Source organism: Acidovorax sp. LjRoot204 (assembly GCF_056175785.1).
In genome coordinates, this window is the sequence record NZ_JBGFFF010000057.1 from 1 (window position 1) to 16,338 (window position 16,338).

General features: G+C 64.0%; 17 protein-coding genes. 9 read left to right on the plus strand and 8 right to left on the minus strand.

Going from position 1 to position 16,338, the window contains the following annotated elements; translation table 11 throughout:
* The 5 genes from AC04MI_RS12065 to AC04MI_RS12085 form a co-directional block, all read left to right on the plus strand.
* On the plus strand, nt 1–1,064 hold a 1,064-nt coding region (locus tag AC04MI_RS12065), incomplete at its 5' end, for a glycosyltransferase family 2 protein (RefSeq protein ID WP_476497868.1).
* Nucleotides 1,061–2,098, plus strand: coding sequence for a bactofilin family protein (locus tag AC04MI_RS12070; RefSeq protein WP_476497869.1), 1,038 nt, complete (start codon nt 1,061–1,063; stop codon nt 2,096–2,098). The genes AC04MI_RS12065 and AC04MI_RS12070, both read left to right, overlap by 4 nt.
* Before the next feature lie 86 nt (nt 2,099–2,184).
* A complete protein-coding gene (locus AC04MI_RS12075) occupies nt 2,185–3,021 on the plus strand; it encodes a hypothetical protein (RefSeq protein WP_436077320.1) in 837 nt (278 codons plus the stop codon).
* Between the two features lie 230 nt (nt 3,022–3,251).
* Nucleotides 3,252–4,325, plus strand: coding sequence for a hypothetical protein (locus tag AC04MI_RS12080; protein ID WP_436077319.1), 1,074 nt, complete (start codon nt 3,252–3,254; stop codon nt 4,323–4,325).
* Between the two features lie 8 nt (nt 4,326–4,333).
* On the plus strand, nt 4,334–5,134 hold the full coding sequence (locus AC04MI_RS12085) for a Crp/Fnr family transcriptional regulator (RefSeq protein WP_436077318.1): 801 nt from the start codon (nt 4,334–4,336) through the stop codon (nt 5,132–5,134).
* A gap of 20 nt (nt 5,135–5,154) precedes the next feature.
* On the opposite strand, the gene AC04MI_RS12090 is transcribed toward AC04MI_RS12085, so the two are convergent.
* The gene (locus tag AC04MI_RS12090) at nt 5,155–5,973 is read right to left on the minus strand and encodes a YaiO family outer membrane beta-barrel protein (protein ID WP_436077317.1); all 819 of its coding nucleotides are present in this window, start codon (nt 5,971–5,973) and stop codon (nt 5,155–5,157) included.
* Nucleotides 5,970–6,899, minus strand: a complete 930-nt coding sequence (locus AC04MI_RS12095; protein ID WP_436077316.1) for a hypothetical protein — start codon at nt 6,897–6,899, stop codon at nt 5,970–5,972. The genes AC04MI_RS12090 and AC04MI_RS12095 overlap by 4 nt, the downstream gene beginning before the upstream one ends.
* Before the next feature lie 324 nt (nt 6,900–7,223).
* Here AC04MI_RS12095 and glmM point away from each other — a divergent pair, with 324 nt between their 5' ends.
* Nucleotides 7,224–8,594: a phosphoglucosamine mutase gene (gene glmM, locus AC04MI_RS12100; protein WP_476497870.1), complete on the plus strand. Its 1,371-nt coding sequence runs from the start codon at nt 7,224–7,226 to the stop codon at nt 8,592–8,594.
* Nucleotides 8,595–8,645: 51 nt separating this feature from the next.
* On the opposite strand, the gene wecB is transcribed toward glmM, so the two are convergent.
* Complete coding sequence (wecB, locus tag AC04MI_RS12105; protein ID WP_146870912.1) at nt 8,646–9,815, minus strand: non-hydrolyzing UDP-N-acetylglucosamine 2-epimerase; 1,170 nt, start codon at nt 9,813–9,815, stop codon at nt 8,646–8,648.
* 286 nt (nt 9,816–10,101) lie between these two features.
* Here wecB and AC04MI_RS12110 point away from each other — a divergent pair, with 286 nt between their 5' ends.
* The gene (locus tag AC04MI_RS12110) at nt 10,102–10,899 is read left to right on the plus strand and encodes an SDR family NAD(P)-dependent oxidoreductase (RefSeq protein WP_146870900.1); all 798 of its coding nucleotides are present in this window, start codon (nt 10,102–10,104) and stop codon (nt 10,897–10,899) included.
* A gap of 75 nt (nt 10,900–10,974) precedes the next feature.
* Here AC04MI_RS12110 and AC04MI_RS12115 read toward each other — a convergent pair whose 3' ends face one another.
* The 4 genes from AC04MI_RS12115 to AC04MI_RS12130 are packed head-to-tail and all read right to left on the minus strand — an operon-like array spanning nt 10,975 to nt 14,650.
* Entirely contained in the window at nt 10,975–12,351 is a 1,377-nt protein-coding gene (locus AC04MI_RS12115; protein ID WP_146871109.1) for an MATE family efflux transporter, read from the minus strand.
* A gap of 31 nt (nt 12,352–12,382) precedes the next feature.
* On the minus strand, nt 12,383–12,886 hold the full coding sequence (locus AC04MI_RS12120; RefSeq protein ID WP_146870899.1) for a MaoC family dehydratase: 504 nt from the start codon (nt 12,884–12,886) through the stop codon (nt 12,383–12,385).
* A gap of 32 nt (nt 12,887–12,918) precedes the next feature.
* The gene (locus AC04MI_RS12125) at nt 12,919–14,181 is read right to left on the minus strand and encodes an MFS transporter (RefSeq protein ID WP_476497871.1); all 1,263 of its coding nucleotides are present in this window, start codon (nt 14,179–14,181) and stop codon (nt 12,919–12,921) included.
* Entirely contained in the window at nt 14,171–14,650 is a 480-nt protein-coding gene (locus tag AC04MI_RS12130) for a MarR family winged helix-turn-helix transcriptional regulator (protein ID WP_436077291.1), read from the minus strand. Before AC04MI_RS12130 ends, AC04MI_RS12125 begins: the two co-directional genes overlap by 11 nt.
* Before the next feature lie 73 nt (nt 14,651–14,723).
* On the opposite strand from AC04MI_RS12130, the gene AC04MI_RS12135 reads away from it, so the two are divergent.
* Complete coding sequence (locus AC04MI_RS12135; protein ID WP_099730268.1) at nt 14,724–15,275, plus strand: PaaI family thioesterase; 552 nt, start codon at nt 14,724–14,726, stop codon at nt 15,273–15,275.
* A complete protein-coding gene (gene gloA, locus AC04MI_RS12140) occupies nt 15,272–15,685 on the plus strand; it encodes a lactoylglutathione lyase (RefSeq protein WP_476497872.1) in 414 nt (137 codons plus the stop codon). The genes AC04MI_RS12135 and gloA overlap by 4 nt, the downstream gene beginning before the upstream one ends.
* Nucleotides 15,686–15,796: 111 nt before the next feature.
* Here the strand turns inward: gloA and AC04MI_RS12145 are convergent, their stop codons facing one another.
* Nucleotides 15,797–16,321 carry an OmpA family protein gene (locus tag AC04MI_RS12145; RefSeq protein WP_436077290.1) on the minus strand — a complete coding sequence of 175 codons (525 nt, stop codon included), beginning with the start codon at nt 16,319–16,321 and terminating at the stop codon, nt 15,797–15,799.
* Nucleotides 16,322–16,338: the final 17 nt, after the last annotated feature.

Sequence of the window (16,338 nt, forward strand, 5' to 3'; positions counted from 1 at the left end):
TGCAGGCCCTGCTGGACACCAATTACCCGCTCGACCGGCTGAAGGTGGTGCCGGTCAACGACCGGTCTACCGATGGCACGCGCGCCATCATCGATGACTGGGTAGGCCGTTACCCTGGGCGAATCGTGCCGTTTCACCGTACCAAGGGCAAGCCAGGCAAGGCGGCAGCGCTCAAGGATGCCCTGCAGCACGCGCAGGGCGACATTGTGATCATCTTCGATGCCGACTATGTGCCCGGCCGTGGGCTGCTCAAGCAGCTAGTGGCGCCATTTTTCGACCCAGAGATGGGGGCAGTGATGGGCCGTGTGGTGCCGGTCAATACGGGGGTGAACCTGCTCACACGCATGCTGGATCTGGAGCGAAGCGGCGGCTACCAGGTGGACCAGCAGGCCCGTATGAACCTTCGCCTGGTGCCCCAGTACGGAGGCACCGTGGGTGGCGTGCGCTGCTCGGCTGTGGCTGCGGTGGGCGGCTGGCACGACGATACGCTGGCCGAAGACACGGACATTACCTATCGGCTGTTGCTCAACGGCTGGAAGACTGTCTACACCAATAGGTCCGAGTGCTATGAAGAGGTGCCTCAGGACTGGCAGGTGCGCATCAAACAGATCAAGCGCTGGGCCAAGGGGCACAACCAGGTGATGGTGCGCTATGGCTTGCGCTTTGCATTCAGTCCTTACCTGAGCTGGCGAGAACGCCTGGACGGGCTGCTGCTTTTGTGGGTATTTGTGCTGCCGCCGTTGCTGCTGGTGGGTTGGCTGCTGGCGCTGGGCCTGTATTTTTTCAATGCCGGGGACATGCTGACGGGGCTGATCTCCTTGTTTGCGCTCATGGCCTATGGCACGCTGGGCAACTTTGCCGCGTTCTTTGAGATCGCCGTAGCGGTGCTGCTGGACGGCAAACGCAGGCGGTTACGGCTGCTGCCGCTCAGCTTGCTGGGCTTCGTGATCAGCCTGTTTGCCATATCGTCATCGGTGTGGGGGCAGTTGATGGACAAGCTRCTGCGCCGCGACATGGTGTGGGACAAGACCGTGCGCTACCGGCAACCGAGCGTCGAACAATGAACACCGCCTTGTTCTACCTGGCCTTCGTATTGATCAGCTCGGGATTGATGTTGATTGCCTTTGGTCCCACCTGGCGCGAGTGGCGGCACCCCACCGATACCGAGGCATTGCAGGTGTTGCCGCACTACACCACCGACATCGACCATTTCGCTGACCGGTTCCGCGCGCTGGTGCAGGCCCACCAGGCGCAAGTGCCGGGTCCTTATGCCAACGAGTTTGATTTTGCGCCGGTGTCACTGGAGGGCGTGAACTGGGCCGGCATGCTGCGACCCCTGGTGTGCCTGGGCTCGGTCAAGCCGCAGACAGCGATCCAATGTGCTGCACCGCTGTTCGTGCATGGTGACTTCGAAGCACCGGCCCGCAGCCGCTTTGTGGGCCTGTTGGCGCAGGGTCGTATGCGGCTGGGTGCGGGTAGCGATGTGGGGCAGTGGGCACATGCCGACGCGTCCATGCATCTGGCCCGGGGCTGTTCGGGGCTGCGGCGCCTGTCTTCATCGACCGCCGTGGAGCTGGAGGCCGATTGCTGTTTTGAGCGGATCCAGGCGCCACACATCCGCTTTGGTGGTGATGCGGCCCTGCAACCTGAACGCGAGCATGCACCTTTGATCGAGGCCAGCTTTGATCGGTTGGAGGGTGCTCTTCGCCAGAGCGAGCATGTGACGCTCGTGCGCGGCGACTGTAAGCTGCCACGCATGCACCGGTATCACGGCTCGCTGGTGGTCACGGGGCGTTTGCTCATTGGGGCTGGCACCGTGATTGAAGGCGACGTGAAAGCCCGTGGAGGCATCGTCATGGGCGACCACGCGCGGGTGCAGGGCTCGCTATGTAGTGAAAAGCAGATCCAGCTCCTGGACCATGCCCAGGTGGCCGGACCCGTGGTGTCCGAATCGGGCATCCTGCTCGGCGCTGGGGTACAGGTGGGCTCGCCGCAGGCCCTCACCACCGTCAGCGCAGAAACCATCATGGCGGAGGCGGGCGCCCGGGCGCATGGCACCGTGTGGGCCCGCCAACTGGGCATTGTGTGGTCGGCGTGAACGCGGCGCACCCGCATTGCATGGCTGGTCGGTGGCCTGCGCCCTCGCATTATTCCATCCGCTGAACCGCCACAGAGGGCTTCCCCTTGCCACATCCCACCGTTACTCCCCACAGCCGCCAAGACCGCGAGCTGGCTTTCAATGCTGCGCGCGGCCTGTTGGCGCAGGCCCAACAAACCCACAGGCACCAGTTGCCCCACCGCGCTCTCAGCCGCATCCGGCTCAACCCATGGCTGCTTTTGCAAATGGTGGGGCTGCCGGTGGTGTGGTTGTCTTTGATCTACGCTTTGCGGGAGCCTCTGTACGGTTTTTGGCGCAGCTACCTGCTCACCTGGGCGCGGTGGCTGCATATGCCGCTGCAGCCAGCGGCAGTGTCATCACGCCAGGACCTGTTGGGGATGAGCTGGTTGCCAGGCGCGGGTGACCTGGGGCTGTCCATCACCACTGGTGCTGCCCTGGCTGCCGTGCTGACTGTGGTGGCCTGGGGGCTGGCACTGCGCCTGCGAGGGCGATGGCTTCCCGCGCAGTATCTGGTGCGGGTGCTGTGCGTGGTGCAGGCGCTGGCGCTGCTGTACTTCTGGTTTGCGCCGATGCCGTTCCCGCACTTGGTGCTGAACCATGTCATGGACCTGCTGGATGCTGGCTATTTGCTCATTCTGGCCATACCGGTGCTGATGGCGCTCGGCTACTACCCGCTGCAAATCAGCTGGCAGGCCAAGGTCGTGCATACCTTGCTTATCCTGTTGTTCTTTGGGGTCATGGTGCCRCAGCAAGCCATGGTGCACCTGCTGGTTCTGCAGCACTTGTCGGTGGTATTCATGCCCGTGCTGTACCTGTGTTTCGGGGCGCTTTTCGACATGATGGTGTTTGTGGCTCTGTATGCATGGGCGGCCAGCACGGCCCCCTTGTCCGCTACACATTAGGGCGCTCATTCCCCTGTCGGGTCTGTTCAGCCGTACCGTCTGCGGCGCTGCCAGGTTCACCTGTCTGTACGCCTGCGTACGCAGTGAAGAAATCGAAGGCATCTTCTGCAAAATAAGTACGCCACCCTTCACCCGGGGGTGTCGGCCTTCCTGGCAGTGCGCTTCTTTTTGCGCTGTTGCTCTCCAGATGTTGAAAGCGGTGTCCGGGCTTGCGTTCGGAGATCGTGCACATGCGGCGTCGTTCATTGCTAGAAAAGGTGCCAGCCTTGGGGGCTGGGTTGCTTTTGTGTTCGGCCAGCTGGGCGTCAGAAGCTCGCGCGCCCATCGATGCTGTAGCGGAGATCAAGGCGTTGCGCATCCTGTCGGGTCCCTATGCCGGTGGCTACGAGCTGGCGCCCAATGGACGCCTGAACTGGTACTTCGCCAACCTGGGATTGTTGCCCTTGGTGCCCATGCTCAGTGCGCCGGATCTGGAAACATACGTCCTCCCGTATCTGAATCTGTACCTGGCCAGCACCGATCCTGCCACCAGCACCATTTCGGATATTGAGTTCCCCTATGGCCGGGCCAATACCTCGGTGGTCAAGAAGGTGCTGGCTGACTCGGACGACGCCTATGCATCCACCTTTCTGTCCCTGGCGTCGCGCTATGTGGCGGCCACTGGCAATTGGGCCTGGTGGGAGGCGCGCAAAGCGGCCCTCAAAAATATCGCTTACCGCAACCTGGCATTGACTGCCAAGTCTTCGGGGCTGACTGCAGTGTTTCAGGCGCCGCGCAGCCAGACCAACGCCAGCGGCTACCTCATGGACAACTGCGAAGGTTACCGAGGTCTGCGCGACTTTGCGGCGGTGCTGCGGTCGCGCAGCGAACTGTCTGAAGCCAACTACTATGACCTGCTGGCGACCAATACCGCAGAAGGCATTGCGCGCCAGCTCTACAAGGCCCCAGAGCAGTCATTTTTGGCCAGCGACGCCGCGCTGGCACCCAGCGCAGAGTTTTACCCTGGCACCACTTGTCAGGTGTACCCGCAGGCCTTTGGATTGCGCGAGCTGACCGGGCTGTTTGCAGCAGGGTGGAACTGTCTCAACACGCGCTCACCAGGCTGGGAAACCGGGCGCTATGACCCTTTCCCGTGGGCCATCCTCGGGTACGTTGCCGCGCTTCGAGGGCAGGGCAGCCAGGCGCGTACACAACTGGCGGCCATGGAAAAAACCTTTGCGGCCAACCGCAGCCTGGTCACCATCAACGAATTGGGTTTCTATCTGCGCACCAAAGCCGTGTTGGGCGGGAGCACGGCGGCATGAGGGCTGGCTTGCGTAAGCTCTATGTACGCCAGCAGACAGACAGAGATGGCGTCTCCTCCGAGAATTCAAAACGATCCCGTCCTGCTGTCAAGAAGCCGCACATCGACCAATCCCTCGCGAACCGACTGCTGGCCCTTTTGCGGCCTACAGAGCGGTCGCGCCTGTTGTCCGTTGCCGAGTGGGTCGAACTGGAAAGCCAGCAAGTATTGGGGCGAGCGGGTGAACGACTCAGCCATGTGTACTTTCCCACCAACAGCATGATCTCGTTGCTCTCCAACCTGGAGGGCGCGCGGCACTTTGAGGCCGGGCAGATCGGCTTTGAGGGCATGTTGGGTGCCAGCGCAGGGCTGGGGGTGACGGCCTCGGCCTTTGATGCGGTGGTTTCGGGGGCAGGCCAGGCATGGCGAATCCAGCTGGATGCCTGGCGCAGCCATTGTTTGGCCAGCCGGACTCTGAGCCTGCTGACCACCCGCTATCTGTATGTCGAGCTATCGCAAATGGGCACGATGGTAGCCTGCGGGCACTTTCATTCGCTGGAGCAGCGTCTGGCGCGGTTTCTGCTGATGAGCGAAACGCGGCTGCGCACCCCCGACATTCAGATGACCCACGAGACGCTGGCGCACCTGCTGGGGGTACGCCGGGCCGGTGTGACGCTGGCGGCCGGCAAGCTGCAAGAGAGCGGTGTAATTCAGTACACGCGCGGGCATATCCTTGTGCTGGACCGGGAGGCATTGCTGGCGCAAAGCTGTGGGTGCTTTGACCAGGATCTGGAGACCTATGAACGGGTCATGTCAGGCGCTGTCGCTTAGGCGCTGCAGGCTCGGACAACCTAGGGCAGTTCCCAAAACAGCGACAGCTTGGCGCCGTTGCGGGAATAGTAGGGGTTGCGGTAGCGCTCTAAGCCCGCAGTAATGCCCCACTGTGGGCCCAGCCACTGCCGCAGTGTGAGCTGTGACTGGCGACTGTCAAAGTTGACCAGAGATACCCCATTGCCAATGGCCTGGTAGCCCTCGGCCCCCCAGCCGTGGCGGGCAATGATCTGCGTGTGGTGCACGCGCCCCCAGGTGGCCGCCACAAACTGCTGATGGGTACGCACGCCACCGGGGGAGCTGTTGTTGAAGCGTATTTCTGCCTGTACCACCCACGGCAGATCGAAATAGTAAGTGGACCCGAGGCTGATGTTGCGGTCGATGTGGCCGTCTGGCGCTCGGTAGTAACCTGCCCCCAGGGTGGCCACCCATTGGCGTGTGGGCAGCAACTTGCGGTTGATGAACCCGTCCACACGGTAGCGCGGCAGGTAAGCAGCACCATCGCCTGCGCCCACCGATAGCATGGAGAACCAGTCTTCGTTCCAGGTCATAGTGTCCGACAGCCCGATGAACCGGCCCGACTCTCCAAACCGCCGCATGGTGGCGATTTCCATGCCGAGCAACTGGCTGTTCACACCCCATTGGCCGCGCACGCCAGCTTCATGCCAGTTGCCATACCCGTTGGTGAGGGTGTGGCGGCTGGTGTAGGCCTCAATGCGCCGGACCGGGGCCGGCAGGTCTGCAACGTCTTGCGCATGGGCTGCAGGTAAGGCATGGGCCAGCAACCCCAGTGCCAGAACAAGGGACGGGACAGGGCGGTGGATGTAGTGGGTGTTCATGGTGACCGTGCGGGGGTGTGACGAGGACTGGTGCAGTTAGTTGTGTCCACGGCGGCAGTGATGGCCTTGGACTGCAAGATTTGCGCGGCGACTTCGTCCGTCACCGTCCAGTGGGCGCCGTGCCGATGGGGCAGGGCGGTACGAAGCCAACAGCGGGCAGAGGGGATGTCGCCTTGCTGCAGTGCCACCACAGCCACCAGACCCCAGGCAAAGTCGTCCTTCACCTGGGCCAGCCATTCGTTGCGGTGCTCAGCCATCCAGCGGCGGTAATGCGCGGGCGCCCCACCAGGGATCAGCGGAAAACGCACCAACAGCGGAAAGATCTGCGCCACGGCGTCGGGGTAGAAGGCATGTGCGGTCTCACGCTGTCCGGGCTGGGTGGAAACCAGGTAGCGCTTGCGCTGATCGTCCCAGAACACGACCGCCAGAGTTTTGGTGAAGTTGGGGTGGCGCGCGTTTTGTGCCGCCTTGTGGGTGAGCGGGTAGGCCCACAGCTCCAGGTTGTCCATGAGCAACCCATGTTGGTACACCGGTGAGACCAGGTAAATTCCCCGGTTGGGGTCTACCAACTTGGCCAGCGCCGCACTGGTAGCCATGCGGCTGCGCACCCAACTGGCCTGGCTGCGTTGTGAGGCAGGCATGCTGTCCATGAACGCCAGCCACAGGCCGAGTACAGAGTCGTCGGCATCGGCGGTTTGACATGGGGCCCACACAGGGCCGTTGCGGCAAAAACGGTCAAAGGTCGCGTCGGGCTTTTGCCGCTGTACCAGCCAGGCGCCCCAGGCCTTGGCAGGCGTGGAAATATCCAGCCCATGGCTGTGAGCCAGCAACAGTGCCTGCAAGGCAAAGTAGGGATCTACCGTGTCGCCCTGGTGCTGCACCGAGATGGCGCCCGAGGTATCGGCATACCCCTCCAGATCGAGCACAGCAGCCGACGTACAAAGTGGTGCTGCAAGAACGAAGCACGCCAGAGCGTTGCCTATCCAGCGCTTCAGGCCAGAGTGGGTCTGTGACAGATGAAGGCACTTGGGAGCTAGAGAGTCTGGTGTCAATGGGTGATCCGTGGCATGAAAAGCCATGGTCAGCGTGTAGGCACAGCGCTGTCTGTTCGATGCCGTACATAACGTGGCGGGTTCGATAGCGCACAGACCGTTTCGGTCCAAGGCCCCACCGTCGGTGTTCGCCTTGGCCTGGGGTGCGGGTTATCTGGCGAATCTCATTCAACAGGACTACCCAAGACAACGCAAAAGATGTTCGGAACCGACGGCGTGCGCGCCCCAGTGGGTATGGAGCCCATGACCCCCCAGACCATCATGCGGCTGGCACACGCCTGCGGCCAGCTGCTTAGCCGTCAGCACACGGGACTGAACCCGCGACCTGTGGTGGCAGTGGGCACCGACACGCGCGGGTCGGCCCCCATGTTTGAGGCGGCCTTGCAGGCGGGGTTTTCTGCGGCCGGTGTGGACACGGTGATGTGCGGCGAGTTGCCCACACCCGGCGTGGCCTACCTGACGCGCTTGCGCGGCTACCAGGCGGGTGTGGTGGTGAGTGCATCGCACAACCCTTGTGAGGACAACGGGGTGAAGTTCTTTTCGGCCACAGGTGACAAGTTGCCCGACGGCATGGAGGCCGAGATCGAACGCACCATGGTCCAGCCCATGGTCTGTTTGCCATCGTCACGGTTGGGCCGCGTGTCCCTGCTGCCGGAGGCCTCCGATCTGTACATCCAGTTTTGCAGGCAGGCATTGYCGGCAGGTTTGCACCTGCAGGGTATGAAGATCGTCATCGACGCCGCCCATGGCGCCTGCCACCGCATCGCCCCCGAGGTGTTCCGACAGTTGGGCGCGGAGGTGGTTGCGGTGGGCGCCACGCCTGATGGGCAGAACATCAACGACAACGTGGGCGCCACGTCGCCCAAGCACCTGAGCGAGGCCGTGCTGGCTCACCAGGCAGATGTCGGCGTGGCGCTGGACGGCGATGGAGACCGGTTGGTGATGGTGGACAGCGAGGGCCGCATCTATGCGGGTGACGAGCTGCTGTACGTGCTGGCCGTGGATGCCCAGACCAACGATGGCTTGCAGGGTGGGGTGGTGGGCACGGTGATGAGCAACCAGGGGCTGGAGCAAGCGCTGCTGCGCCGTGGGCTGGACTTTGCAAGGTCTGCCGTGGGTGACCGACATGTCCTGGAGCTGCTCAAGCAGCGGGGTTGGCGCTTGGGCGGCGAGGGCTCGGGCCACCTGATCGGGCTAGACTGGCACAGCACCGGCGACGGCGTGATGTCAGCCTTGCGGGTGGTGGCTGCCATGAAGCGCTCGCAGCGCAGCTTGTCGCAGCTGTGCAGCGATCTGCGCATGAACGCTCAGTGCCTGGTCAATGTGCCCGTGACCCGTGGTGCGGGGATGGCCGACAACACCTGGATGCCCCACTTCCAGCTGCGGGCCGAAAAGTTGCTGGGCGACGATGGGCGGGTGCTGCTGCGTGCCTCGGGCACCGAGCCTGTTGTGCGGGTGCTGGTGGAGTGCCGTACTGCACTCAGGGCGCAGCGGATGGCCAGCCGGTTTGCCAAAGAGGTCAGCCAACTGCTGACCGCACCCGCGGCGCTGGATACAGCTACCGCCTGACCGGCCGTCGTCCCCGCACCATCCTGGATGGCGGTGGGGCCGCAAGCGCTGTCAGTCCACCGTGCAGAGCCGGTCTGCAATGTGCTGCGCGGTGTGGCCATCGCCAAACGGGCTGCTTTCCAGCTGCATGCTGCGGTACGCCCCATCGTCGCGCAGCAGGCGTGCCGCCTCAGTCACCATGCGGCGGATGTCTGTGCCAACCAGTACCGCACCACCAGCTTCCACCAGCTCCTGCCGCTCGGTGCTGTCGCGCGCAATCAGCACTGGCCGCCTCAGCGCAGAGGCTTCTTCCTGAATGCCGCCCGAGTCCGTCAGCGTGAAGTAACAGCGTTGCAGCAGGCTGATGAGGGCAGGGTAGTCCATGGGTTCGGTCAGACACACCCGTTGGCGCAGGTCGTCCGGCAATGCGTCGATCACCGGCCTCACCGCCTGACTGACGGCTGGGTTGGGGTGAAGCGGCCAGACCACAACCAGATCGCCATGGGCCGCCAGCAACTGCCCGATGGCAGTGGCGATATTGCGTATGGGGTCGCCCCAGTTCTCTCGGCGGTGGGCGGTCACCAACAGAAGCCGCTGGTTAATTTGCTGATCTAGAAACTCTGCGACCATGGCTGGTACCACTGAAGACAAACCGGACGACAAGACAGAAGGCGCGGACGATGCATTGGTCTGCAGGCGCTCCTGCGTCCAGCGCGCCGCGTCAATCACCGTATTGCCGACGACGGAGATACAGGCGTCTGCTATGCCTTCGCGCAAAAGGTTGTCCCGGGTCCGCGCCGTCGGTGCGAAGTGCCAGTGGGCGAGCCGTGCAATCAGCTCCCGGTTTTTTTCCTCCGGAAACGGCTCGCGTGTGCCTGTGCGCAAACCCGCCTCGATGTGGGCGACCGGCTTGTCGTTGTAGTAGCCACTCAGCGCTCCGACCAGCGCAGACGTCGTGTCGCCCTGCACCAGCACCACATCAGGCTGGGTTTCGTCCACCAGCCTGTCCACTCCCTCCAGCAACAGCGCCGTGAGGTCGCCCAACCTCGGTGTGCGCCGCTCCAGTGCCAAGCGCAGGTCTGGCCCCATATCAAAAAATCGGTAAAGCACCTCGGCCACCTCGGCGTGCTGCCCGGTGTGGAGCACCACCACGCGGTGGCCACGCAGCTTTAGCTCGCGATGCAACGGTGCCATCTTGATGATCTCAGGGCGGGTGCCTAAACACGCAAGGTAAGTGGTCATGGGTTCTTTCAACGCAGCGGCGCTCGCGTTTTGGTGGGAGGCGTTGGAACCAGTCCAGACGGACTTTTCGGAAGGAAGACTTGGGAGAACGCCGCCACAGCAGGTGCCCCCAAGGCCGACGCATGGTGCGGTTGGGGGTCGTGGAGTGTCTGTTCGACACCGCACAGAGTGTGTGTTTGATATTTAACATAATATACATCGTATCTAGCATTAACGATGTCATCCCAACGAAGCGCCAATGCGCCGTCGGCGCTGCCTCTTGCTCAAGCCGCTACCATCACCGTCCATGAACCTTCCCACCCAAGCACCTTCTACATCGTCCATCCACTTCGGTCATCAGGGCCGCGTCTGCATCGTCACGGGTGGCGCCCAAGGCATTGGCGAGGCCTGTGTCCGCCGCTTTGCGGCCGAAGGCGCCAAGCCGGTGATCGTCGACGTGGACGATGCGCGTGGCCAGGCGCTGGCACAGGAGCTGGGCGCGCTGTATGTGCGCTGCGATGTGGGCGATAAATCGCAGGTGGATGCACTGGTGGCCCAGACCCTGGCGGCCCATGGGCGCATCGACGTGCTGGTGAACAACGCGGGCATCTTTCGCGCGGCAGACTTTCTGGAGGTAACCGAGGCCGACTTTGACGCGGTGCTGCGGGTCAACCTCAAGGGCTCGTTCCTGGTCGGCCAGGCGGTGGCGCGGGCCATGGTGGTATCGGGAGGCGGTTCGATCGTGAACATGAGCTCGGTCAACGGTGTGCTGACCATTCCCAATATCTCCAGCTACAACGTGAGCAAAGGCGGCGTGAACCAGCTCTCGCGGGTGATGGCGCTGGCATTGGCCGACAAGAACATCCGCGTGAACGCGGTGGCGCCGGGCACCATCGCCACCGARCTGGCCGCCAAGGCCGTGCTGACCAGCGATGAGGCCAAGAACAAGATCATGAGCCGCACGCCCATGAAGCGGCTGGGCGAGCCGTCCGAGATTGCCGATGTGGTGGCCTGGCTGGCCAGCGATGCGGCCAGCTATGTGACCGGCGAGATCGTGACTGTGGACGGTGGGCGCATGACGCTCAACTACACCGTGCCGGTCTGACGCACTTCTGGAGGCTCCTTTTTTGATAGCTGCCAGCGCATGAGTCACTGGCGCTAGCAGCTGTTTTCATCGCTTTCAGGCCTGTGGCATGCGCTGCAACAGCCGGGTGGTACTGCGCGGCCAGCCCACCGGACCGAACCAGGCGCCGCCAGCTATCGCCCAGGCGTTGACCAAGCCGTAAAGCACCAGCGCCGCCCCCTGCGCTGCAAACACGGCGGCAAGTCCACCGCCCCAGCGCAGCGCCAGCCAGCCGCCGGTGACGGCCACCGCCAGGCGCACGATGTTGCCGATCACCGGCCAGAGCAGGCGCCCTGCCCCTTGCGAGGCAAAGTACAGCACCAGGCCCAGGCCGAAGAAGCCGTACACGGGGCCGACGGTGCGCAGATACAGCGCACCCGCTTCCAGCATGGCGGGGTCGCTGTTGAACAGGGACAGCCACCCGTTGGGAGAGGCTGCCGCCCACAGGCCAATCGCCTCGGCCATCACAAACGCCATGGCCGCGCCAATCCAGGTGGCGCGCAAGGCGCGCTCGCGCTGGCCAGCGCCGATGCATGTGCCGACCATGGCCACCAGCGGCGCGCCCAGGCCAAACACCAGCGGCACCAGCAGGTATTCCAGCCGCGATGCGGTGCCGTAGCCCGCGATGGCCGCTGTGCCAAAACCACCCACCAATGCCGTCGTGACGCCAATCGCCAGATTGGTGGCGACGGTAGACACCGTGCCCACCAGACCCACCCGCAGGATGTCTTTGAACAGCACCCAACGAAACCGGATGTGCGCCAGCGACGGCCGCAGCAGGCTGCGCGGCGACCACAGGTATGCGGCCAGCACTGCGCTGCCGATCAGGTAATACGCCATCAGCGCAATGGCGCCCCCGGCAATGCCCAGGCCCGGCATGGGGCCCCAGCCAAAGATGAACAGTGGCGAAAGCGGCACTAGTACAACCGCGCCCAGCACCGTGACGTAGGCTGGCACGGCCATGTTGCCCGTGCCCCGGATCACGGCCGACAGCGTGTTGAACAGCCACACCAGAAACGCCCCCGCAAACACCCAGTTGGAATAGACCAGTGCCGCATTCAGTGCGCCGCCCGTGCCGCCCATGCGGGTGTAGAGCCAGCGCCCTCCTCCCACCACGCCCACGGTAAAGACCAGCGAAAACACCGCCGCAATGGCCAGTGCATGCAGCACCAGCGCGTCGGCATCGTCCCGCCGCCGTGCGCCCAGGGCGCGTGCAATGGCCGAAGCAATGCCTCCGCCCATGGCGCCCGCCGAGGTCATCTGCATCAGCATGACCACCGGAAACACCAGCGCCATGCCCGCCAGCGCATCGGTGCCCAGCTGGCCGACAAAGTAGGTCTCGATCAGCCCGACGCCCGCCTGCGCCAGCATCACCAGCACGTTGGGCGCAGCCAGCCGCAGCAAGGTGGGCGCAATGGGCGCCTCCAGCAGCATGCGGGTGCGCGGATTCAGGGCCTCGGTCACATCAGGCCCCTGCCCCACCGGCTGCAGGCCGGCGTGGCACCACGATGCGCACGGTAGACAGCTGCAGCACATCGCCGTGCTGGTTGCGGGTCTCGCTGCGCACCGTGACCATGCCCCGGTCGGGCTTGGACTTGGAGGGCTGGATCTGCACCACCTCGCTCACCACATGCAGCACATCGGTGGCGCGCGTGGGCCGGGGCCAGCTCAGTTCGCCCCCCGCACCGATGATGCCGCCCGCAATCGGCAGCCCACTGGTCACTTGCAAGCGCATGGTCACGGCCGCCGTGTGCCAGCCGCTGGCGGCCAGACCGCCAAACAGCGTCTCGCGCGCAGCAGCGTCGTCCAGGTGAAAGGGCTGCGGGTCGAACTGCGCGGCAAAGGTGGTGATCTGCGCTTCGTCCATGGCGTGTTCGCCGCTTTGGAACTGGTCGCCGACAGACAGGTCGTCCAGGTAAATCGGGGACGTGGGGGCTGTCGAAACGTTGCTGGCGGGGGTCTGCGTCATGTCGATGGCTTTCGTGGAGAGAAGGTGGTTGGTCAGGCCGCCTTGGCGGCGGGGCGCGCCACGCGCGCTTCTCGGATCGGCAGGTTGACCAGCGCTGCGCCCACGGCCAGCACGATGTCGATGTACCAGACCCAGTCATAGCTGCCGGTGGCCTGGAACACGCTGCCGCCCAGGTAGGCCCCCAGGAATCCGCCAATCTGGTGCGACAGCATCACGATGCCGAACAGCATTGCCATGTTGGCCGTGCCAAACATCTTGGCGACCAGTCCGGCCGTGGGTGGTACGGTGGACAGGAAGGTGATGCCCATGACGGCGGCAAAGACCAGCACCACGGCCGGTGTCTTGGGAGCAAACAGGAAAATCAGTACCGCAAGACCTCGCGTGGCGTACAGCAGCGACAGCAGCGACTTCATGCGCCAGCGCCCTACCGCCCAGCCCATGGCCAGGCTGCCCACAATGTTGAACAGCCCGATCACCGCCAGCGACCAGCCCCCTACTTCGGGCGCCAACCCGCACGCTGCGATCACGCCGGGCAAGTGCGTGGCCAGGAACGCCACGTGAAAGCCGCACACCAGAAAGCCTGCCGCCAGATACCGGTAGCTCGGTGTGGCCAGGGCCTGGGCAACGGCCTCGCGCGCGGTCAATGCCTTCTGGCCGGATACCGCAGCAGCCTGTGCCGCCAGGGCGTTGGAGTTGCCCTTGAGCACCCACACCGCCGGCAGCGCCAGCAGCACCAGCACGCCCAGCCACTGCATCGCACTGGCCCAGCCCACGGCGGCGGTCAGGCTGATGGCGATGGGCGCCATCAAAAACTGCCCGAACGAGCCGCCCGCGTTGACGATGCCGCTGGCCAGCCCGCGCTTTTGAACAGGCACCAGCCGGGCAGTGGCCGCCATCAGCACAGACGGCCCAGCCATGCCTGCGCCGCCTGCGGCCAACACGCCAATCGCAAAAATCAACCCGACCGTGGTGGTCATGTACGGCGTGATGAAGGTGCCCAGCGCCACCAGCGCCACACCGATCAGGATTACACGACCCGTGCCGATGCGGTCGGCCACAGCCCCGGCAAACGGCTGGGTCAGCCCCCACCACAGTTGGCCAAACGCAMACGCCAGGCTGATGCTGCCGATGCCCAGGCCCGTGGAGGTGTTGAGTGCGGACAGGAACAGGCCCATGGTCTGGCGCGTGCCCATGGTCAGCGCAAAGGCGCCTGCGGCCGCCAGCAGCACCAGCCACAGGGCCAACGGTGCGGCGGGCTTGGTGGCCGTCGCCTGCGGAGTGTCGTTATTCGTCATGCGCAGTCTCCTGCACTGGCAGTGCAGTCAGCAAATCGAGCGAGTCGTCCACCAACGCGTGCAAGGCCATCACGCGTTCCACGCCCAGTGCCTCGTTCAGCGCCAGTTGTGCGGCCTTCCAGTGGCGCTGCGCTTCCGCTCGCTTGTCGCGACCTGCGTCGGTGATGTGCACCAGGCGGCTGCGTGCGTCCGTGCCCGCCCGCAGCGTCACCCAGCCCGCATCCACCAACGGGCGCAGATTGCGGGTGAGCGTGGACGCATCCATCTTCATCTCCATGGCTAGATCACCGGGGCGAATCGGGCCCAGCTTGAGCACATGCGACAGCAGCGAATACTGCGTGGTCTTGAGTCCACATTTCGCCATTTCGGCGTCGTAGTGGTTGGCCACGCGGCGCATCAGCTGGCGCAGCTTGAAATTGGTGCAGCCCTGCGGCAGCACAGGGGCCAGGGTGGATGGGTTGGCTTGCATGGAGATGATTGTATCTGCAATAATTGCATATGCAACTCATGCATTTCAACCACGCCACCAACCAGGACACCCCATGACACAGCACAACCACCTTGAACACTGGCTGGCACAGGAGCGCGACATCCTGGCCACGCTGGATGCAGGCCCCGGCCCGGGCGTGGCCCGCCGCGAGCAGATCGCCCACCTGAACGGCCTGCAGCAGATGCAGGCCATGCTGCGCGGTGAGCTGCCCTACGCGGCCATTGCCAAGACGCTGGATTTCCTGATCGTCGAAGTGGGAGAAGGTACGGCCATCTTCCAGGGCACACCCCGCGCAGAGCACCTGAACCCCATGGGCACGGTGCATGGCGGCTGGTTTGCCACCCTGCTCGACTCCGCCCTGGGCTGCTCCATCCACACGCGCATGGAACCTGGGCGCGGCTACACCACGGCCGAGCTGGGCATCAACCTGGTAAAGGCCATCACGCCCAAGGTACAGCGCGTGCGCGCCGAGGGCCGGGTGATCCACAGCGGGCGCCAGCTGGCCACGGCCGAGGCGCGCCTGGTGGGGCCGGACGGCACGCTGTATGCCCACGCCACCACCACCTGCCTGGTTTTTGACTTGCCTGCACAATCGAAAGGATGAAATTCCTTCACACGATGCTGCGCGTTGGCAACCTTCAACGCTCGATTGATTTCTACACCCAGGTGCTGGGTATGCAACTGCTGCGCCAGTCCGAGAACCCCGAGTACAAATACTCGCTGGCCTTTCTGGGCTTCGAGGGCGGCAACCCCGGCCAGGCCGAGATCGAGTTGACCTACAACTGGGGCGTGGAAAGCTACGACATGGGCACGGCCTACGGCCACATCGCGCTSGGCGTGCCCGAYGCSTAYGCSGCSTGCGAAAAGATCAAGGCCKCSGGCGGCAACGTGACGCGCGAAGCMGGKCCSGTCAAGGGCGGCACCACGGTGATCGCGTTTGTGACCGACCCCGATGGCTACAAGATCGAGTTGATCCAGCGCGCCGAAGGCGCAGGCGGCCAGGGTCTGCGGTGATATTTACTATCAAATAGATAGCTGCTGGCGCATATTCCACTAGCGCATGCGGCCGTTTGGCCCAAAAAAACCCGGCAGCGCCGGGTTTTTTGTTGGAGAAGCAGGCGGCGCTTACAGGGCACCCAGCGTCACTTCCACACGGCGGGCTTCGGCGTTGCTGCCGGTCGCGGTGGTTTCTTCTGGCTTCTTCAGCTCCACCTTGTCTTCGGCCACGCCCAGGGCCTTGAGCGCTTCGGCCACGGCCACTGCGCGCTGCTTGGCCAGTTCTGCATTCAGTGCGGCGTCGCCCGTGGCATCGTGGAAGCCGGAAATGACGGCCTTCTTGCCCTCAGCCACACCCTTGACCACGTCGGCCAGGGCTTCGTTGGCACCTGCGGCCAGTTCGGCCTTGGCGGTGGCAAAGTAGAACTTCACCACGCCGTTTTCCACGCGCACGCTGGCAATATCTTCTTCCACGGCTACGGCGGGTGCTGCGGGCGTGTTGCTGGCCGCAACGGCGGCAGGCCGGACCGGTGCCTTGGCGCCCAGACGCTTGACCACCACGGTGCCCACCACCACGGAGATCACCAACGCAATCAGTGCAAACAGAAAACCGAGGGCAAAACGTTGTTGGCTATCGTCGTCAGAGTTGGACATGGAAGATCCCTGTAGTG